The sequence below is a fragment of the Janthinobacterium sp. NKUCC08_JDC genome, assembly GCF_019345575.1.
GTDB lineage: Bacteria > Pseudomonadota > Gammaproteobacteria > Burkholderiales > Burkholderiaceae_D > Janthinobacterium > Janthinobacterium aestuarii.
The window spans coordinates 759,856-775,282 of record NZ_JAHKQW010000001.1 but is presented as its reverse complement, the minus strand read 5'-3'; the positions used below and the strand labels follow the sequence as shown (position 1 = coordinate 775,282).

Here is a 15,427-nt window from a genome sequence, read left to right as displayed (position 1 = left end):
AGAGAATATGCAAAAAGTATCGAAAACTGTCATCCTGGCCGGCGCACTGCTGGCATTGACCATGTTGCAAGGCTGCGCCACGCGCATCAAGGCATCGTCGACGACCAATCCGCCGCCGAGCGAGGCTTTCTCGTCGTTTGGCCGCATTGAAGTCAAGCCGACAGTCTTTGCCGAAGGCTACAAGGGCAACCAGGCCGGCATGGCGAAAATCGACGAGAATATCCGCAAGGACCTGGCTGAATCGCTGACCAGCTGGAATGCCGCCCCGGCCAATGGCCGCGTGCTGACCATCGAGCCTATCGTTGAAGAAATCCAGTTCAAGAGCGGCGCCAAACGCGTACTGCTGGGACCATTGGCTGGCAGCTCGGGCGTGCGCATGCGCGTCATGATCCGCGACAACAAGGGTGCCGTGGTCGCAACGCCAGAGTTCTTCCAGCGCGCGGACGCGATGGCGGCCGGATTCACGTTTGGCGTGCACGATAACCTGATGCTGACCCGCATCGCCAACCTGACCAGCGCTTACATCAAGGCCAACTATGTACGTGCCGAAGGCGGCCCGACGGGCGCCGACAATAAAGCGGTCGAAGCAGCAATGACGAACTAGGACGGACGCGGCGCGCAAGCGCCTGCAGACCTGCTGAGAATGGCAGCGACGGGCAACCGCGCTGCCATTTTTTTGCCGTATGCATGCTGGCAATTTGTGGCAGACTGCGCCTTTGCCTATCCCGACCTTGTCATGCCACCAGCCTTGCCCAGTAGCGGCGCCAGCATCTGGCTGCTCGATTCCCGCAGCATTGATCTTGCGCAGATCAGCCAGTATGAAACGTGGCTCGGTGCCGCGGAAGCGGCCCGCTACGCACGCTTTGTGCGGCCGTTGCGCCAGCGCCAGTTCCTGCTGGGGCGCGCGCTGCTGCGCGTAGCGATGGGGAAACTGCTGGAAGTGGCGCCGGAATCCATCGCGCTGGAAGAGAGGCCGGGCCAGGCGCCGCGGCTGCTGTCGCCCGCGGAGGGGCCGCACTTCAGTATTTCGCACAGCGGCCACTGGGTCGCGTGTGCGTTGAGCGGTACTACGCGGCTGGGACTCGATATTGAGCTGCGCGCCCCGCGGCGCGACGTGCTGGCGCTGGCCCGCCAGGCGTTTGGCGCAGATGTGGCCGCCGAACTGGAAAGCATGCCGCTTGAAGCGCGGCTGGCGGCGTTTTACCAGCGCTGGAGCGAGGCGGAGGCGCGCTACAAGCTGGGCATGGACGCGGGCGCTTGCGCGACCTTGGCGCATGTCGAGCTGTCCATCGTGCTGTGCAGCGCGGCGCCGCTGGCGCAGGCGCCCGCCTTGATATTGCAGGGTCTGGCGCCAGACTAATTCCCCCGTACGACGATCTCCTGCGCCTTCGGCTCGCGCTGGCGCATGAAGCGCACGATGGAGTCGACGGTGACGACGTCGATCTGGCGCGTCATGCGGCGCTCGAACGGGTGATCGTCGAATGCGATATTCGCGCGGAACATGCGCGCGCCCAGGCGCGTGGCGGCGGGGATGCTCAGCGTTTGCGGCGCGTAGCTGGCGCTGCGCAGCCAACCTTGCGCTTCGGCGCGCGTTTCGATCTTGCCAGGCTCGTTGCTGGCAGCGGCCAGGGTTTCCAGCACCCACTGGTTCGAGTTCTGGTACTTGGTGGAAAACGGGTAGGCCAGCATATTGTAGTGCGGCTCATGCAAGCGCTTGGGCGTGTTCGATGTCAGCAGGCGCACCAGTTGCTGCTGCGTATCCTGGCCGGGAACCAGGATCAGCGTTTCATACATGAACACATCATCCATGAAGAAATTGCCCAAGCCTTCGTTGTACAGCGACGATTGCGCCGTGCCGCATTCATTGAGTTCATGCACCACCAGCCAGCGGCCTTTCGGGTGGTCGCGCCAGGCCAGCGCCATGTGCGAATAGCGCAAGTTGTATTTCGACAGGTCTTGCCCGGCGCGCGCCACCAGCGCCACTTGCGCGCCCGAGGCGTCGAGCGCCTGCAGGGTCTTTTGCGCCAGGTCCATCGATTTGACGAGGGTGGTCGCATCCGTTTGCTTTTCCTCGCACGAGCGTCCCGCATGGGCGGTACCGGCCAGGGCCAGGCTGATGAGAATCACGGTCAGGCGTTTCATGGGGTTCACGCTTTCGAATGGTGGAGGATGGCCTGGCCGGCGGCATTCGGCACATAGGCGATGGCCTTGCCCGACAGCACCAGCATGTGTCCCGTCGAGACGGCCACCACTTTGATCACCGTGCCGGCCGCCAGCGACAGGCCTTGCGCAGCCTTCTGGCTCAGCTTGACGGAGACTGTGGCGGCGGAGGACGCGCCCCTTGCCGCGCTTTTGAGCACGAGGACGCTGCCGTCGGCCGCGTCTTCCACCTTGTCGATGACGATTTCACCGGCGGCGGCCAGCACCGACATGGAGCCGACCAATACGATGGCTGAGGCCATGCTGGCGTTGTCGGAGGCGTTGGTGGTATCGGAGTTGGCGGCCTGGGCCAGCGGCGCCATGGTGGCGGCGCACAGCAGGGCGGTGGCGAGCAGATGTTTCATGGAATGTCCGTTCTTTATTGGTGGTTACACTTTGGAGTGGTGCAGCAGCGCCTTGCCCAGTTCGTTCGGGATGAAGGCGATGGCCTTGCCGGAGAGCACCAGCATGTGGCCGGTGGACATCGCCACCACATTGACCACGGTGCCGGCCGCCAGCGACAGGCCCCTGGCCGCTTGCCCGCTCATCTGGATGGACGCGCCACCCGCTTCGGAGGCGCCCTTGAGCACGATGACGATGCCTTCGCCCACCGTTTCCACGCTGGCGACGACCACCTGGCCGGAGGCGACCAGCATCGACATGGAACCGGCGACGACCACGGCGGAACCTTCGCTGAGGTTTTGCGAGCCTTTCGACAGATTCTCGGAGGCGGCGGCGTGGACCAGGCCGGGAGCGGCCACGGAGAGCGTCAACAGCGACAGGGACAGGCAGAGGGGCAGCAGGCGTTTCATGTGTTTCTCCTTCAAGTGTGCCAAGTGGCAACGCCATCATTGTAGACTGTGGGCAATTGGTCAATGAATACGCTACTCGTAGCGGGCAGGCATACCGCAGGTAGCATATTGCGCTACTTTTCTGCCGCCAGAATCGATGCTATTTTTATAAAGGAAGTGCATGCCGCAAACCCACGCCTTGATCGAAGCCTTGAAACGCCTGTTGAAAGCGCGCTCCGTCACGTATGCCGAGCTGGCCCAGCGCATCGGCGTGTCCGAAGCCAGCGTCAAGCGGATGTTTTCGCAGAAGCAATTTACCCTGCAACGGCTGGACCAGATCCTGGTCGCCATCGGCAGCGATTTCCAGCAGCTGGCGCTGGCCGTGCAATCAGCCCAGGCCGCGCCGACCCTGATCACGGGACTGACCTATGCGCAGGAAAAGGAAATCATCGAAGACACCCGGCTGTTCGTGGTGGCCGTCTCCGCCCTGAACTTGCTGCCGCTGGAACAGATCGTCGCCATCTATGACATCAGCGAAGCGCAAGCCGTGAAATACCTGCTGCGTCTCGACAAGATCGGTTTCCTGGAACTGCTGCCGAATAACCGGGTCAAACTGCTGGTGGCCCGCACGTTTGCGTGGATACCGAACGGTCCCATCCACACGTATTTCAAAAAGGAAGCCTATGGCGACTACTTGAATTCGCAGTTCGATGGCGAGACGGAATTGCTGCGCCTGGTGAACGTGATGCTGTCGAAGAAATCCACGGCCGCCTTGCTGGAACGCCTGAAGCAAGTGGCCGTGGAATTTTCGCAGCAACACCAGGAAGACGCGCGCCTGCCTGGCAATGAGCGCCTGGCCATCAGCTTCATGCTGGCGGCACGTCCCTGGATGCCGCAGACGTTCAAGGCGCTGCTGCGGCAGTAAGCTGGCGAGTGCAGCGCTCAAGCGGCGGATATTGTGGCTAAGGTTGCTGCTTGTCTGTGCTGCCTTGTTCCTCTTTCATCTGCGACAGCAAACGCCAGGCGAAAAAGCCCAGCACGGCCACGCCCAGCAGAAGTGCGGCCCACAGGGCGGCCAGGCGCAAGCCTGCGCCGTCCGGCGTCTTCTCGATGGGAGCGTCGCTGGTCAGCGCCACCACCCTGGCTGCCGTGGCGACAGGCAGCGCCAGCAATTCCTCCTGCGTGAAGCCGGGCGCGACCTGCGACAGCGGCAACGCTGCCGGCGTTGCACCATTTCTGCCGAAGGCCAGTTGATACGGCCCCTTGCCGCTGGCCAGGAACACCAGGCTTGCCGGTGTCCATCCCAGGCGCAAGACGGAGTTGATGTTCGGGTTCGTGCCGCTGTGATATTGCGGCCGGAGCACCCATTGCTCCGTTTGCACGACGGGCATGGCCAAGTCGCCGGAGACCCGTTCCTTGCCATCCATGCTGATACGGTAGAACGTCGTGTGGAGCAGTGGTTCGAATTCGGCGGCCTGCGTGGCGCGCGCTCGCGGGCCCAGATGCAGGCGCTGGCGCTGGCGCGGCGCTTCGCTTGCCGGGTGATACACGCCCAGAGTAACGGGCATGGACGTGTTGCCCTCAGCCAGCTGCAAGCCGATGCTGTCGGCGGGAATGGCGATCGGCGTGGCATACAGGCGCTCGTCGACGCTCTTGCCTGTCGTCCCCTTCAGCGTGATGGTTGCGCGCGGCAGGGCAAGGGCCGTGACACTGACCTGCTGCGCGGCGATGCCGGCGAAAGTGATGGGATCGCCGTACTGCCAGCTCAGCCGCGCATAGCGGAAGGCACGCGGCGCGAATTCGATGCGGTCGTTGGCCAGGGTTTGCGTGTCGCTGTTGCGCAGCCAATTCAGGGTGGTGGTGGCGATGGCATCCCATTGTTTCAGGTCGTCGCTTACTTCCAGCAGTACTTGCGCATTGTAGTTATCGGTTCCTGGCGGCAAGGTAAATTGCAGGGCGCCGATGCGGCTATCTTTGGCGGGCGGGCCCGCATCGAGGATCAACCCTTGCAAGCCCGGCGCCGCATCGAGCGTACTGCCGCCACGCGCCGTGACGGACAGCAGGCGGCCGTCATTGCCGGTCCGGATATCCACGTTGTCCAGTTCGTAGTAACCGATGTTCTTGCCGGTGACGGGAAAGATGCGCATGGCAAGCGTGTCGCGCTGCGTGCGCGATTGCGCGGGCGGGGCCGTCAGAGCGAAGACCAGCGGCTTGCCGGTACTGTCGAACAGGCGCACGTCGGCCAGGCTGGCCGAGCGCGCATGCAGGTACACGTCGGTGGGGACGCTTATGCGGCTCAGGCCGGCACCGGGCTGCGGCGTCAACGCGATGCTCCAGCGATAGTCCTGTGGCCTGTCCTGGCCAGGCGCGGCCAGCGCGGCGCCTGCCATCAACACGATGCCGAACATGAGTGTGCTTGTTTTCATGCTGCTCCCGGTTGCGGTTCGGCTGACGCTGGCGCGGCAGCCTTGGGGAAGGGCGCCAGGTAGCCGATCAAGACCATCAGCAAGCCGACACCCACGAAAGATACGATGCGTTCGATACCGCCCACGTTGGACAGGTCGATCAGGAACAGTTTCACAACTACCAGCCCCAGCAGCACGGCGCCCATGCTCCATTGCTGGCGCCGCTGCTGGCGGGCCGCGTGGCGCATCAGCAGCAGGGCCGTGACGCTCCACACGAGCGACAGCATCGCTTGCACGAACTGCGAGGCCAGCATGGCGTCAAAGGTATAGGGCACGCCCAAGTAGTGCGACACCGTGCGCAGCAGCATCAGGTTGAACCACACATACAGCAAGCACGCGGCCATGACGGGCAAGCGCGCCTGCCACAGGGCGGGCAGCGGCAACTGCTTCGCCGGCAGCATACGGTAGCTGGCAATGGCCAGCAGCACGGCAAAGCCCGTGCTCAAGTCCAGCGGATTGAGCAGCGGCAAGTAGGGCAGCGGCGCCATGGCGCCGTCGTCGAAGATGTTCCAGGCGGCGATCAGCAGCAGCGACCAGAGCGCACCCAGCGGTATCAGGGTGCGCTGGTACCACTCGGCAATCGGCGCCACCGGCCAGACGCCGGCACGGCAGCGGCGGATCAGCCAGGCCAGTACCAGCATCATGGCCCAGGCCGGCAAGTAGCGGGCCCAGGCGGGGCTGACGCTGTCTTCATGCTGTGCCAGCCAGGCGCCAACCTGTATGGCGCCCACGGGCCACAGCATCAGCCAGGGCGCGGCCGTACGCAACGTATGCAGCAGGCGCAGCGCACGCACGTCGAGTTGCCAGCCGGCTTTCGGCCAGGCCTGCAGCAGGTATTCGTCGGCCGCCAGCGCGCCGGCCAGGGCCAGCCAGCTCAAGCCCGTCAGCAGATAGTCGCGCAGGTACAGTGCCAGCAGCAGGTTGGCGCTCCACAGGCCCAGGCCGAGCCAGGCGGCCACGGTGAACCAGCGCAGCTGCGGCCAATCGAGGCGCCGCGCCACAATGGCGAACACGGGTGTCGTGACGGACACGGCGATCAGGTACAGCGCCAGCCAGTGCTCGCCCGCGTACGGCTGCATGCTCAGGTCGCCATCGATCAGGCGCAGCAGCCAGCTGGTGAACGGCACGAGGATGGCGGCAAACCACAGCAAGCCGCTCCAGACCAGCAGGGGACGCGCTGCCAGCGCCAGTAGCTCGTCGCCGCCGCGTGCGCGCAGCGCAAGGAAGCGGGCGCTGGCAAAGGCGGCGGCGCCCAGCAGCAGGGCGCTGAGGAAGGAGCCGTCGAACAGGTTGGCCGGATGCTGGTCCCAGGCCCAGCTGGCGCGGCTGAGCATGACCATGCCGGCCAGTACCTGTACGGCCAGCAGCAGGGCGCGCGGCGCATGCCATTGTTCGCGCCGCGCCAGCGCCGCCAGCAGGACCGCCACTGCCAGCGCGCTGACGGTGAGCAGGTTCAGTTGCGTGGCGGCATCCGTGCGCAGCAGGATTTCGCTCCAGATGCCGCCCAGCAGCCAGGCCGTGGCGGCCGTCAGGAACAGCACGGACAGGCTGCTCATGAATTCAGGATGTAAGTGGCTGGCGTGGCGGCGGAAATTGTAGGCCATCACCAGCGCGGCGGCCGCCAGCAGCGCGCAGCCGAGCCAGATGTTGGCTTGCAGGGCCGCTGCCGTATTGAGTCCCTGCATGGCGCCGAGGAAGGCCAGCCAGGCGGCCCCCTGCACCAGCAGGCCGAAGACCCAGGCCAGGGTCTGGCGCTGGCGCAAGCCGACCCAGACGATGCCCGCGCCTTCCAGCGCCCAGGCGGCGGACGTCCAGCGGCCATCGAGGGCAAACGGGATGGCCAAGGTGCCGAAGACGATGCCCAGCGCGAGGAAGGCTTCGGCCAGCAGTTTGAAACCTGCGCGGCGCCACAAGGTCACGGCCAGTCCCGTGTAGGTCAAGCCGGCGAGCAGCGCGGAAAACGCCAGACCGAACTCGAAGTGCCGGACCAGGCCGTATTGCAGGCCCATGGCCGCCAGCGGCGTGCCGAACACGAGGGTGCCGTCCACATAGTGTTTCAAGCGCGGCGCCTGGCGCGCGCAGTAGGCAATCGCGATACCGATATAGAACAGCACGAACAGGATCAGGAACAGCTGCGTTGACAGGTAGTGCTCGGGCGTGTAGCGCAGCAAGCCCCAGGTGGTGGCGACGACAAAGGTAAAGCCAAAGCTCAGTACATTCAGGACGCGCCAGGCGCGTTTCAGGGCGATGGCGAAGACGCCCGCATTGAGCAGCGCGTAATAGCTGAACAGGCCGATATGGTTGCCGCTGCCCGTCGAGACGAGCAGGGGCACGGCAAAGCCGCCGACGATGCCGAAAACGGCCAGCCAGACGGCGTTTTGCAGCACGGCCAGCAAGCACGTGAACGCCGTCAGCACGAACAGCACGGCAAACGCCAGGCCAGCCGGGATCAGTTCATACAGGCGGAAGGCGCCAAACGTCACCAGCATCAAGATCGCCAGCGACGTGCCCTGCAGCGGCAAGCTGATGCCGGGGCGTTTGATGCGGATGCGCCAGGCCCAGGCCAGCAGGGCGATGTCGGCCAGCGCGATGCCTGCCAGGCGCAGCTCGATGGGCACGGTCACCTGCGCCGACACGTATTTGAGCAGGAAGCTGACGCCGAGGAACAGAATCATCAAGCCCAGCTTGGCAACCAGGTTACCCGTGAACAGCCAGTTCTTCGCCTTGGCAACGAGGCCGTCCGGGTGCGCGATCCAAGACGGAGTGTTGGGGGCAGCAGGGGCAGCGGGGGCGGGTTTGGCGGGAGCCTGTGGCGTGGGTGGCGAAGGCTTCGGCGGCACGGGCGCGGCCGGCGCGACCTTTGCCAGCTCGACCGGCTCGATCACGGCCGCCTTCGACACCTGCACCTGCACCGGTGCAGGCACGGAAACGGGCGTCGGCACTGCGACTGGCGCAACGGCAGCGGGCACGGCAGGCGCGGCAGCTGGCGCTTCGTCCTGGCCTTCCAAGGTTAGCAGGCGCTGCTGTATGCCGTCGACTTCCTTGCGCAGGCGCGCCGTCAGCAATTCCAGATCCGCCACTTTTCTGCGGTATTGCAGCACCAGCACGAAGCCGGTGATCAGCACGCCAAGGATGAACAGCGTTATCAATCCAAACATGGGTCAGCTTTCCTGGAGGGGCGGGGCGAAGACTCCGCAGTATGCGCACATTACCTTATTATCAAGAAATGGGCGTTTTTTGTTGTGTAGGGGAAAGGCGTCAGGTGCGGGGCCAGCATGGCGCGATGCGGCGCTTTCCGTATTGACGCTAAGCAAGATGGCGACATTCAGATTGTCGTGCGCAAGATAGTGCTGTATTTTAGCAATTCCTTAATTGCCGGTTCCCCATGCCATGAGTCAAAGCAGCCAGTTTTCCTTATTGTCGCAGCGCCGTTTCGGGCCCTTCTTCTGGACCCAGTTCTTTGGCGCCTTCAACGACAATCTGTTCAAGACGGCCCTGATGGTGATCCTCGCCTACGATGCGCTGAGCTGGACCACGCTCGACCCGTCCACCATCACCAATTTGATCCCCGGCCTGTTCATCCTGCCCTACGTCGTGTTTTCGGCCACGGCGGGCCAGTTGGCCGACAAGTTTGAAAAGGCGGGCCTGGCCCGCTTCGTGAAATGGATGGAACTGGCCATCATGGCGGTCGCCGCTGCCGGCTGGATGACGCACACCTTGTGGCTGCTGGTAGCCGCCGTCGTCGGCATGGGCGTACATTCGACCCTGTTCGGCCCCGTCAAGTATGCCTACCTGCCGCAGCAACTGAAACCCGAGGAACTGGTCGGCGGCAATGGCCTGATCGAGATGGGCACGTTTGTCGGCATCTTGCTGGGTGAAATCCTCGGCGCCGTGCTGATCGTGCACAAGCCGCTGGGCGTGGAACTGGTGGCCGGCGCGACGATTGCCGTGGCCGTGTTCGGCCTGATCGCCAGCTACCGCGTGCCGCGCACGCCCGCGCCGGAGCCGGACTTGAAGGTGAGCCTGAATTTTGTCGCCGAATCGTTCCGCAACTTGAACTTTTCGCGCAAGAACCGTCCCGTCTTCCTGGCCATGCTGGGCAACTCCTGGTTCTGGTTTTACGGCGCGCTGATCCTGGCCCAGTTCCCCGTCTACTCGAAGGACTTCCTGCATGGCGACCATAGCGTGTTCGTGCTGCTGCTGACCGTGTTTTCCGTCGGCATCGGCACGGGCTCCCTGCTGTGCGAGCGCCTGTCCGGCCACAAGATCGAAATCGGCCTGGTGCCGTTCGGCTCCATTGGCCTGTCGCTGTTCGGCATCGACCTGTATTTCGCCAGCAATGCGTATGCGAATACGCAAGTGGTCGATGCGCTGGCGTTTGTCAGCCAGGCGGGTGTGCCGCGCATCCTGATCGACATCGTCATGATCGGCGTTTTCGGCGGCTTTTTCATCGTGCCCCTGTTCGCCCTGATCCAGACGCGCTGCGACCCGAAACACATTTCGCGCACCATCGCCGGCATGAATATCCTCAACGCGCTGTTCATGGTGGCGGCCGCCGGCGTGGCCATCGTGCTGCTGGGCAAGGGCTTTACCATCCCCGAACTGTTCCTCGTCACGGCCATTTTGAATGCGCTGGTGGCCGCCTACATCTTTTCCTTGGTGCCGGAATTCCTCATGCGCTTCCTGGCGTGGATACTCATCCAGACCGTGCACAGGGTCAAGGTGGTCGATGGCGAGCGCATTCCCACGGAAGGGGCGGCCGTGCTGGTGTGCAACCATGTGAGCTATGTGGATGCCATCGTCATCATGGCGGCCAGCCCCCGTCCCATCCGCTTCGTCATGGATCACCGCATCTTCAAGATGCCACTGATGGGCTGGATTTTCCGCACGGCCAAGGCGATCCCCATCGCGCCCGCCAAGGAAGATCCTTTCCTGATGGAAAAGGCTTTCATCGATATTGCGCAAGCGCTGCATGAGGGCGAACTCGTATGCATCTTCCCCGAAGGCAAACTAACGCGCACGGGCCAGATCAGCGAATTCAAGGGCGGCATCGCCAAGATCGTCGAGCGCAGCAAGGTGCCCGTGATTCCGCTGGCGCTGCGCGGCTTGTGGGGGCATCTGTTGAGCCACCGCAATGGCCATTTGTTCGAGCGCGCCTTCAAGGCGGGCTTGCGCTCGCGTTTGTCGCTGGCAGTGGGCGTGCCCGTGGCGCCCGAGGCTGCCACGCCGGAGTTGCTACAACAGAAGGTGCAGGAATTGCGCGGCAAGTGGAAGTAAGCGCTACTGCGTCTGCGTAGCGGCCGCCCGCTGCGCCAGGTGCTGTTCCAGCAGGGCGGCGATGGCGTCGAAATCCACCGGTTTCGTCAGGTGATGGTCGAAGCCGGCTTGCTCGGTCTGTGCGCGGGCTTCACCCTGGCCCCAGCCCGTCAGGGCGATCATCAGCACGTCGCGCCCCTGCGCGCGCTGGCGAATCTGGCGCGCCGCTTCGTAGCCATCCATGTCCGGCATCCCCAGATCCATCACGACCAGTTGCGGCCACGCCAGCTCGACGGCCGCCAGTGCTTGCGCGCCGCCATACGCGACCGTGGCCGCATAGCCCTCGAGCTGGAACAGGCTTTGCAGGGAATCGGCCGCGTCGCGGTTATCGTCCACCACCAGCACTTGCACGGGCTGGCCCGTGCTCACGGGCGCGTCGTTCCTGGAGGCCGGCATGGCGGCCGGGGCGCCGCCGTCGCTGGCCGGCAAGGTGACGATGAAGCGGCTGCCGCGCCCGGGGCCGTCGCTGTAGGCTTCGATGCTGCCGCCATGCATTTCGGCAAATTGGCGCGCCAGGCTCAATCCGATGCCCAGGCCACTTTTTATCTGGCCTGCCACCGTGCGCCCCTGTTCGAACATGGAAAAGATGCGCGCGATGGTATCCGGGTCGATGCCGATGCCATTGTCTTCGACCATCACCTGTAACTGGCCCTGCGCCAGGCGCGCCGTCATGTGGATGTGTCCGCCGTCCTGCGTGAACTTCACGGCATTCGAGACGATATTGGAAAAGATCTGCACCACCCTGGCATAGTCGGCGTGCAAGGTCACGGCATGCTGCGGCAATTCCAGCGTGAGGCCGATGTGCCGACTGCTGGCCGCAGGCTGGCACAGTTCGATGACATGCTCGAGCACTTGCTGCAGCTCAAACTCCTTGCGCTGCAGCACTACCTTGCCGCTGGTGATGCGTGCCACATCGAGCAAGTCATCCACCAGCCGCGTCAGGTGCCTCAGCTGGCGCTCGATCACGTCGCTCACCTTGCCGACCTGCTCCGATGCGGGAAACAGGTGCTTGAGCAGGGCCACCGACGACTTGATGGGCGCCAGCGGATTGCGCAGTTCATGCCCGAGGCTGGCAATGAATTCATCCTTGCGCCGCTGCGTCTCGCGCACCTGGTACTGGCGCTGGCGCGCGCGCAGCATGGCGTGGGCCGAGGTGATCAGGGTCAGGATGTGCACGGGGCGTTCCAGCAGGGTCAGGTTGCCCAGGGTGGCAATGGCTTGCCGCAAGGGCAGGGAATCGAGCCGCGCGTGCGTCAGCACGGTGATCGGCAAGTCGGACCAGTCCGGCTGCTGGCGGGTATAGGTGTCGAGCACGGCGTAGACGCCCGCGTGCAAGGCCTCGTCCACCGTCAGCACGCCGCCGGCGCCCAGCGCCAGCTGCTCGGCCAGTTCGCCGGGCGAGCGGCAGGCGTGGCTGGCGATGGCGCTGCCCGCTAATACCGTGCCGGCCAGGGCGGCATCCTGGCCGGCAGGCGCATAGATCAGGATGCGCAGCTCCATGGCATTCCTAGGGGAAAGGCGTGCCGCCGATGGTGGGCAAGCCCGACAGGATGCCGTGAAAACCGGCCAGGGCCGGGCCGATGCGCACGCCCTGCGGGCTGATGTCGAAGCGGCGGATGCTGCGCTCGTGCGCGCTGCCGCGCTTCTTGAAGACGGAAATGGCTTGCCGCACTTCGCCTTCCGTTTCGTAGTAGCGCAGCATGATGACGCTGTCGGCCAGGTAGCTGGCGTCGGCCGCCGTCGTCATCGAGGTGCCCAGCATGTTTTGCTGCACGCCGACGAGCAGGGTGGCCACCCCGTGCTGGCTCAGGTAATTGAGCAGTTCGTGCAGGTAGGTGCTCTGGAAGCGTTCATCGGGCACCGCATGCATGTAGCCGTTCAGGCTATCGATGACGATCACCCTCGCGCCCCGCTGCGCCGCGTCGACCACGGCCTGGGCGAATTCGCCCGGTGTCAGCTCGGCCGGATCAATCTGCTGAGCGCTCAGCAAACCCGTGTCGAGTGCCGCCTGCAGGCGCATGCCCACGCTGTCGGCCCGGGTCAGCAGCTTGCTGCGCGCTTCCTCGAACAGGAACATGGCGCACGGTTCGCCGCGCTCCGTGGCCGCATGCACGAATTGCGCCGCCAGGGTGGACTTGCCGCTGCCGGCGGGGCCGGAAATGAGCGTGCTCATGCCTTCTTCGAGGCCGCCGCCTATCATGGCGTCGAGCTCGGGCACGCCGCTCGACAGGCGCCGATGGCCGCCATCGCGGCGCGTGTCGGCCGCCACCAGGCGCGGAAAGACGACCAGGCCCTCATGGGCGATCTTGTAGTCGTGCGTGCCGCTGCGAAACGGCACGCCCCGGTATTTCACCACGCGCACACGGCGCCGGTCAGTGCCGTAGTCCTGGTTTTGCAGTTCCAGCGAGATCACGCAGTGGGCCACGCTACGCACTTGCAAGCCGTCGTCGAGCGCGGAACGGTCATCGATCAGCATGGTGGTGCAGTGCCGGCTGGCCATGTATTGTTTCAGGGCCACGACCTGGCGCCGGTAGCGCAGCGGGTTTTCCGCCAGCAGTTGCAGTTCGGACAGCGAATCGAGCACGAGGCGGGCCGGGCGGTGCTTTTCGATGGCGGCCAGGATGCGCTGGTTGGTCGAGGCCAGTTCGATTTCCGACGGGTGGAAGATGGTGTACTGGCGCTCGGGGTCGAGCATGTCGTCGCTGGGCGCCACTTCTTCGATGGCGATGCCGGCCAGGTCCCAGCCGTGCGACAGGGCGGCGGCGCGCAGCTCGATCTCGGATTCGGCCAGCGCGATATACAGCACGGGCACGCCGCTGCGCACCCCTTCGGCCAGAAACTGCAGCGCCAAGGTGGTCTTGCCTGTGCCGGGCACGCCTTCGACCAAATACAGGCGCTCGGGCAGCAGGCCGCCCGTGAGAATGGCGTCGAGGCCGGGCACGCCCGTCGACAGCAGCGCGTCCAGGCCGCCCGCGCCATCGTGTTGCGCCAATCCATGAGCTTGTGCCGTCATCATCGCACCCCGCTTCGCCACGCCGTGGCCAATATAGTAGCGCGTCTGCCGCGGCATGTCTTTTCGATACCATTGGTAAATAATTATTCCGTCGCGCCTGCCGCGTGGGGCGGTGTTGCGTCCGCGTTGGTCAGTTCAGCAAAGAAATCTTGACCCTGCTACAGTATTCACTCAATCCACCTTTTCCGCATTGCCATTTTTGCCACCGTACGCCAGCTTCGTAGCTGACTTTGCTGGCGCGCCGCTGCTGTAGCTGTCTTTACTTTGTTGCCTCATTGATAATTTAATCCGCTTGATGGTTACTATGTTTCAATTGTAACGATGCTTGACGATTTTAGAATGATCGTTCATTCTTTGATCTGCGTTAATAAATTTAGTCATTTCTAACGACACTAGCCAGCTTCTTTTTCAGAAAGTCCAAGATGCAACCAACCTTTTCCCTGACGTCGCCGCGTACGAGCGGCGCTATTGCCGTTCTGTGCGCCACTGTAATCATGGCCGGCTGCAGTAAAAAACAGGAAGCACCTCACGCGCAGCAAGCGCCACAGGTGGTCGTGTTTACTGTTAATCCGGCCGCGTTGCCGATGAGCGCCGAATTGCCCGGCCGTACGAATGCCTACCAGGTCGCCGATGTGCGCCCGCAAGTCGGTGGCTTGATCCAGAAGCGCCTGTTTGTCGAAGGTAGCGATGTGAAAGCGGGCACGGCCCTGTATCAGATCGACTCGGCCACGTACCAGGCGGCCGCCAATTCGGCCAAGGCCGCGCTGTCGAAAGCCAAGGCCAATCTGCTGACGGCCGGTCCGAAAGCGTCGCGCTACAAGGAACTGGTCGCCATCGAAGGCGTGAGCCGCCAGGAATACGATGATGCCGTCGCTGCGTTCGAGCAAGCGAAGGCAGACGTCGAGTCCGCCACTGCGGCGCTGGAATCGGCCAACATCAACCTGCGCTACAGCACCGTGACGGCGCCGATCAGCGGCCGCACCAGCCGCTCGACCGTGACGGCCGGCGCGCTGGTGACGGCCGGCCAGGCCGAGGCGCTGACGACCGTGCAGCAACTCGACCCGATCTATGTCGACGTGACGCAGTCGAGCACCGACCTGCTGCGCCTGAAGCGCCAGATGGCCGATGGTTCGCTGAAAAAAGTGGGCGAAGGCCAGGCCAAGGTCGATTTGATTCTGCCGGACGGCAGCAAGTACGGCGAATCGGGCAAGCTGCAGTTTTCCGGCGTGACGGTTGATCCGACCACGGGCAATGTGATCCTGCGCGCGCTGTTCCCGAACCCGAAAGGCGAATTGCTGCCAGGTATGTACGTGCGTGCGCAGCTGGAAACGGGCGTCGATGAGAAAGCCATTACCGTGCCGCAAGTGGGCGTGACGCGCAACCAGAAGGGCCAGGCCACGGCCATGATCCTGAACAAGGAAAACAAGGTCGAGCAGCGCGTGCTGACCACCAGCGGCACCGTCGGCACCAACTGGCTGGTGACGTCCGGCCTGGCCGCAGGCGACCGCGTGATCGTGGAAGGCTTGCAAAAAGTCAAGCCAGGCGCCCCAGCTGTTGCCGTACCGGCCAAGGCCGAAGCCGCTCCTGCGCCCGCCGCTGCCGCTTCTGCCGCAGCATCGGCTGCCAGCGCCCACTAATTCAGG

At 64.1% G+C, this 15,427-nt stretch carries 12 protein-coding genes; 5 read left to right on the top strand and 7 right to left on the bottom strand.

Annotated features, from left to right (window positions below; all coding sequences use genetic code 11):
- The first annotated feature begins 7 nt into the window (after positions 1–7).
- A complete protein-coding gene (locus KO538_RS03600) occupies positions 8–604 on the top strand; it encodes a hypothetical protein (protein WP_034750355.1) in 597 nt (198 codons plus the stop codon).
- Positions 605–736: 132 nt separating this feature from the next.
- Positions 737–1,360 (top strand): 4'-phosphopantetheinyl transferase superfamily protein, encoded by a 624-nt coding sequence (locus KO538_RS03595; RefSeq protein ID WP_070305266.1) that lies wholly within the window; start codon positions 737–739, stop codon positions 1,358–1,360.
- Here the strand turns inward: KO538_RS03595 and KO538_RS03590 are convergent.
- From KO538_RS03590 to KO538_RS03580, 3 genes are read right to left on the bottom strand one after another with little or no spacing between them, the layout of a single operon-like run.
- The gene (locus KO538_RS03590; protein ID WP_070305218.1) at positions 1,357–2,142 is read right to left on the bottom strand and encodes a DUF2145 domain-containing protein; all 786 of its coding nucleotides are present in this window, start codon (positions 2,140–2,142) and stop codon (positions 1,357–1,359) included. The two genes, KO538_RS03595 and KO538_RS03590, sit on opposite strands and share 4 nt — an antisense overlap.
- Before the next feature lie 5 nt (positions 2,143–2,147).
- On the bottom strand, positions 2,148–2,564 hold the full coding sequence (locus tag KO538_RS03585; RefSeq protein WP_070305220.1) for a hypothetical protein: 417 nt from the start codon (positions 2,562–2,564) through the stop codon (positions 2,148–2,150).
- Positions 2,565–2,588: 24 nt separating this feature from the next.
- Positions 2,589–3,011, bottom strand: coding sequence for a hypothetical protein (locus KO538_RS03580; protein ID WP_051991071.1), 423 nt, complete (start codon positions 3,009–3,011; stop codon positions 2,589–2,591).
- Positions 3,012–3,171: 160 nt separating this feature from the next.
- On the opposite strand from KO538_RS03580, the gene KO538_RS03575 reads away from it, so the two are divergent.
- Complete coding sequence (locus tag KO538_RS03575) at positions 3,172–3,915, top strand: helix-turn-helix transcriptional regulator (RefSeq protein WP_034750344.1); 744 nt, start codon at positions 3,172–3,174, stop codon at positions 3,913–3,915.
- Between the two features lie 37 nt (positions 3,916–3,952).
- On the opposite strand, the gene KO538_RS03570 is transcribed toward KO538_RS03575, so the two are convergent.
- Entirely contained in the window at positions 3,953–5,416 is a 1,464-nt protein-coding gene (locus KO538_RS03570; protein ID WP_219327485.1) for a DUF3999 family protein, read from the bottom strand.
- A complete protein-coding gene (locus tag KO538_RS03565) occupies positions 5,413–8,613 on the bottom strand; it encodes a DUF2339 domain-containing protein (RefSeq protein WP_219327484.1) in 3,201 nt (1,066 codons plus the stop codon). Before KO538_RS03565 ends, KO538_RS03570 begins: the two co-directional genes overlap by 4 nt.
- A 232-nt stretch (positions 8,614–8,845) precedes the next feature.
- Here KO538_RS03565 and KO538_RS03560 point away from each other — a divergent pair, with 232 nt between their 5' ends.
- Positions 8,846–10,732, top strand: a complete 1,887-nt coding sequence (locus KO538_RS03560) for an MFS transporter (RefSeq protein WP_034752172.1) — start codon at positions 8,846–8,848, stop codon at positions 10,730–10,732.
- A gap of 3 nt (positions 10,733–10,735) precedes the next feature.
- On the opposite strand, the gene KO538_RS03555 is transcribed toward KO538_RS03560, so the two are convergent.
- Together KO538_RS03555 and KO538_RS03550 are read right to left on the bottom strand one after the other, a co-directional pair.
- The gene (locus KO538_RS03555) at positions 10,736–12,271 is read right to left on the bottom strand and encodes an ATP-binding protein (protein WP_219327483.1); all 1,536 of its coding nucleotides are present in this window, start codon (positions 12,269–12,271) and stop codon (positions 10,736–10,738) included.
- Between the two features lie 7 nt (positions 12,272–12,278).
- Positions 12,279–13,784, bottom strand: coding sequence for an ATPase domain-containing protein (locus KO538_RS03550; RefSeq protein ID WP_051991276.1), 1,506 nt, complete (start codon positions 13,782–13,784; stop codon positions 12,279–12,281).
- Between the two features lie 422 nt (positions 13,785–14,206).
- On the opposite strand from KO538_RS03550, the gene KO538_RS03545 reads away from it, so the two are divergent.
- A complete protein-coding gene (locus KO538_RS03545; protein WP_051991274.1) occupies positions 14,207–15,421 on the top strand; it encodes an efflux RND transporter periplasmic adaptor subunit in 1,215 nt (404 codons plus the stop codon).
- Positions 15,422–15,427 lie beyond the last annotated feature (6 nt).

Bases quoted from the DNA above. Each gene is read 5' to 3' on its own strand.
- KO538_RS03565 (WP_219327484.1), bottom strand. From the start codon at position 8,613: ATGTTTGGATTGATAACGCTGTTCATCCTTGGCGTGCTGATCACCGGC.
- KO538_RS03585 (WP_070305220.1), bottom strand. From the start codon at position 2,564: ATGAAACATCTGCTCGCCACCGCCCTGCTGTGCGCCGCCACCATGGCG.
- KO538_RS03590 (WP_070305218.1), bottom strand. From the start codon at position 2,142: ATGAAACGCCTGACCGTGATTCTCATCAGCCTGGCCCTGGCCGGTACC.
- KO538_RS03595 (WP_070305266.1), top strand. From the start codon at position 737: ATGCCACCAGCCTTGCCCAGTAGCGGCGCCAGCATCTGGCTGCTCGAT.
- KO538_RS03580 (WP_051991071.1), bottom strand. From the start codon at position 3,011: ATGAAACGCCTGCTGCCCCTCTGCCTGTCCCTGTCGCTGTTGACGCTC.
- KO538_RS03560 (WP_034752172.1), top strand. From the start codon at position 8,846: ATGAGTCAAAGCAGCCAGTTTTCCTTATTGTCGCAGCGCCGTTTCGGG.
- KO538_RS03570 (WP_219327485.1), bottom strand. From the start codon at position 5,416: ATGAAAACAAGCACACTCATGTTCGGCATCGTGTTGATGGCAGGCGCC.
- KO538_RS03550 (WP_051991276.1), bottom strand. From the start codon at position 13,784: ATGACGGCACAAGCTCATGGATTGGCGCAACACGATGGCGCGGGCGGC.
- KO538_RS03555 (WP_219327483.1), bottom strand. From the start codon at position 12,271: ATGGAGCTGCGCATCCTGATCTATGCGCCTGCCGGCCAGGATGCCGCC.
- KO538_RS03545 (WP_051991274.1), top strand. From the start codon at position 14,207: ATGCAACCAACCTTTTCCCTGACGTCGCCGCGTACGAGCGGCGCTATT.
- KO538_RS03575 (WP_034750344.1), top strand. From the start codon at position 3,172: ATGCCGCAAACCCACGCCTTGATCGAAGCCTTGAAACGCCTGTTGAAA.
- KO538_RS03600 (WP_034750355.1), top strand. From the start codon at position 8: ATGCAAAAAGTATCGAAAACTGTCATCCTGGCCGGCGCACTGCTGGCA.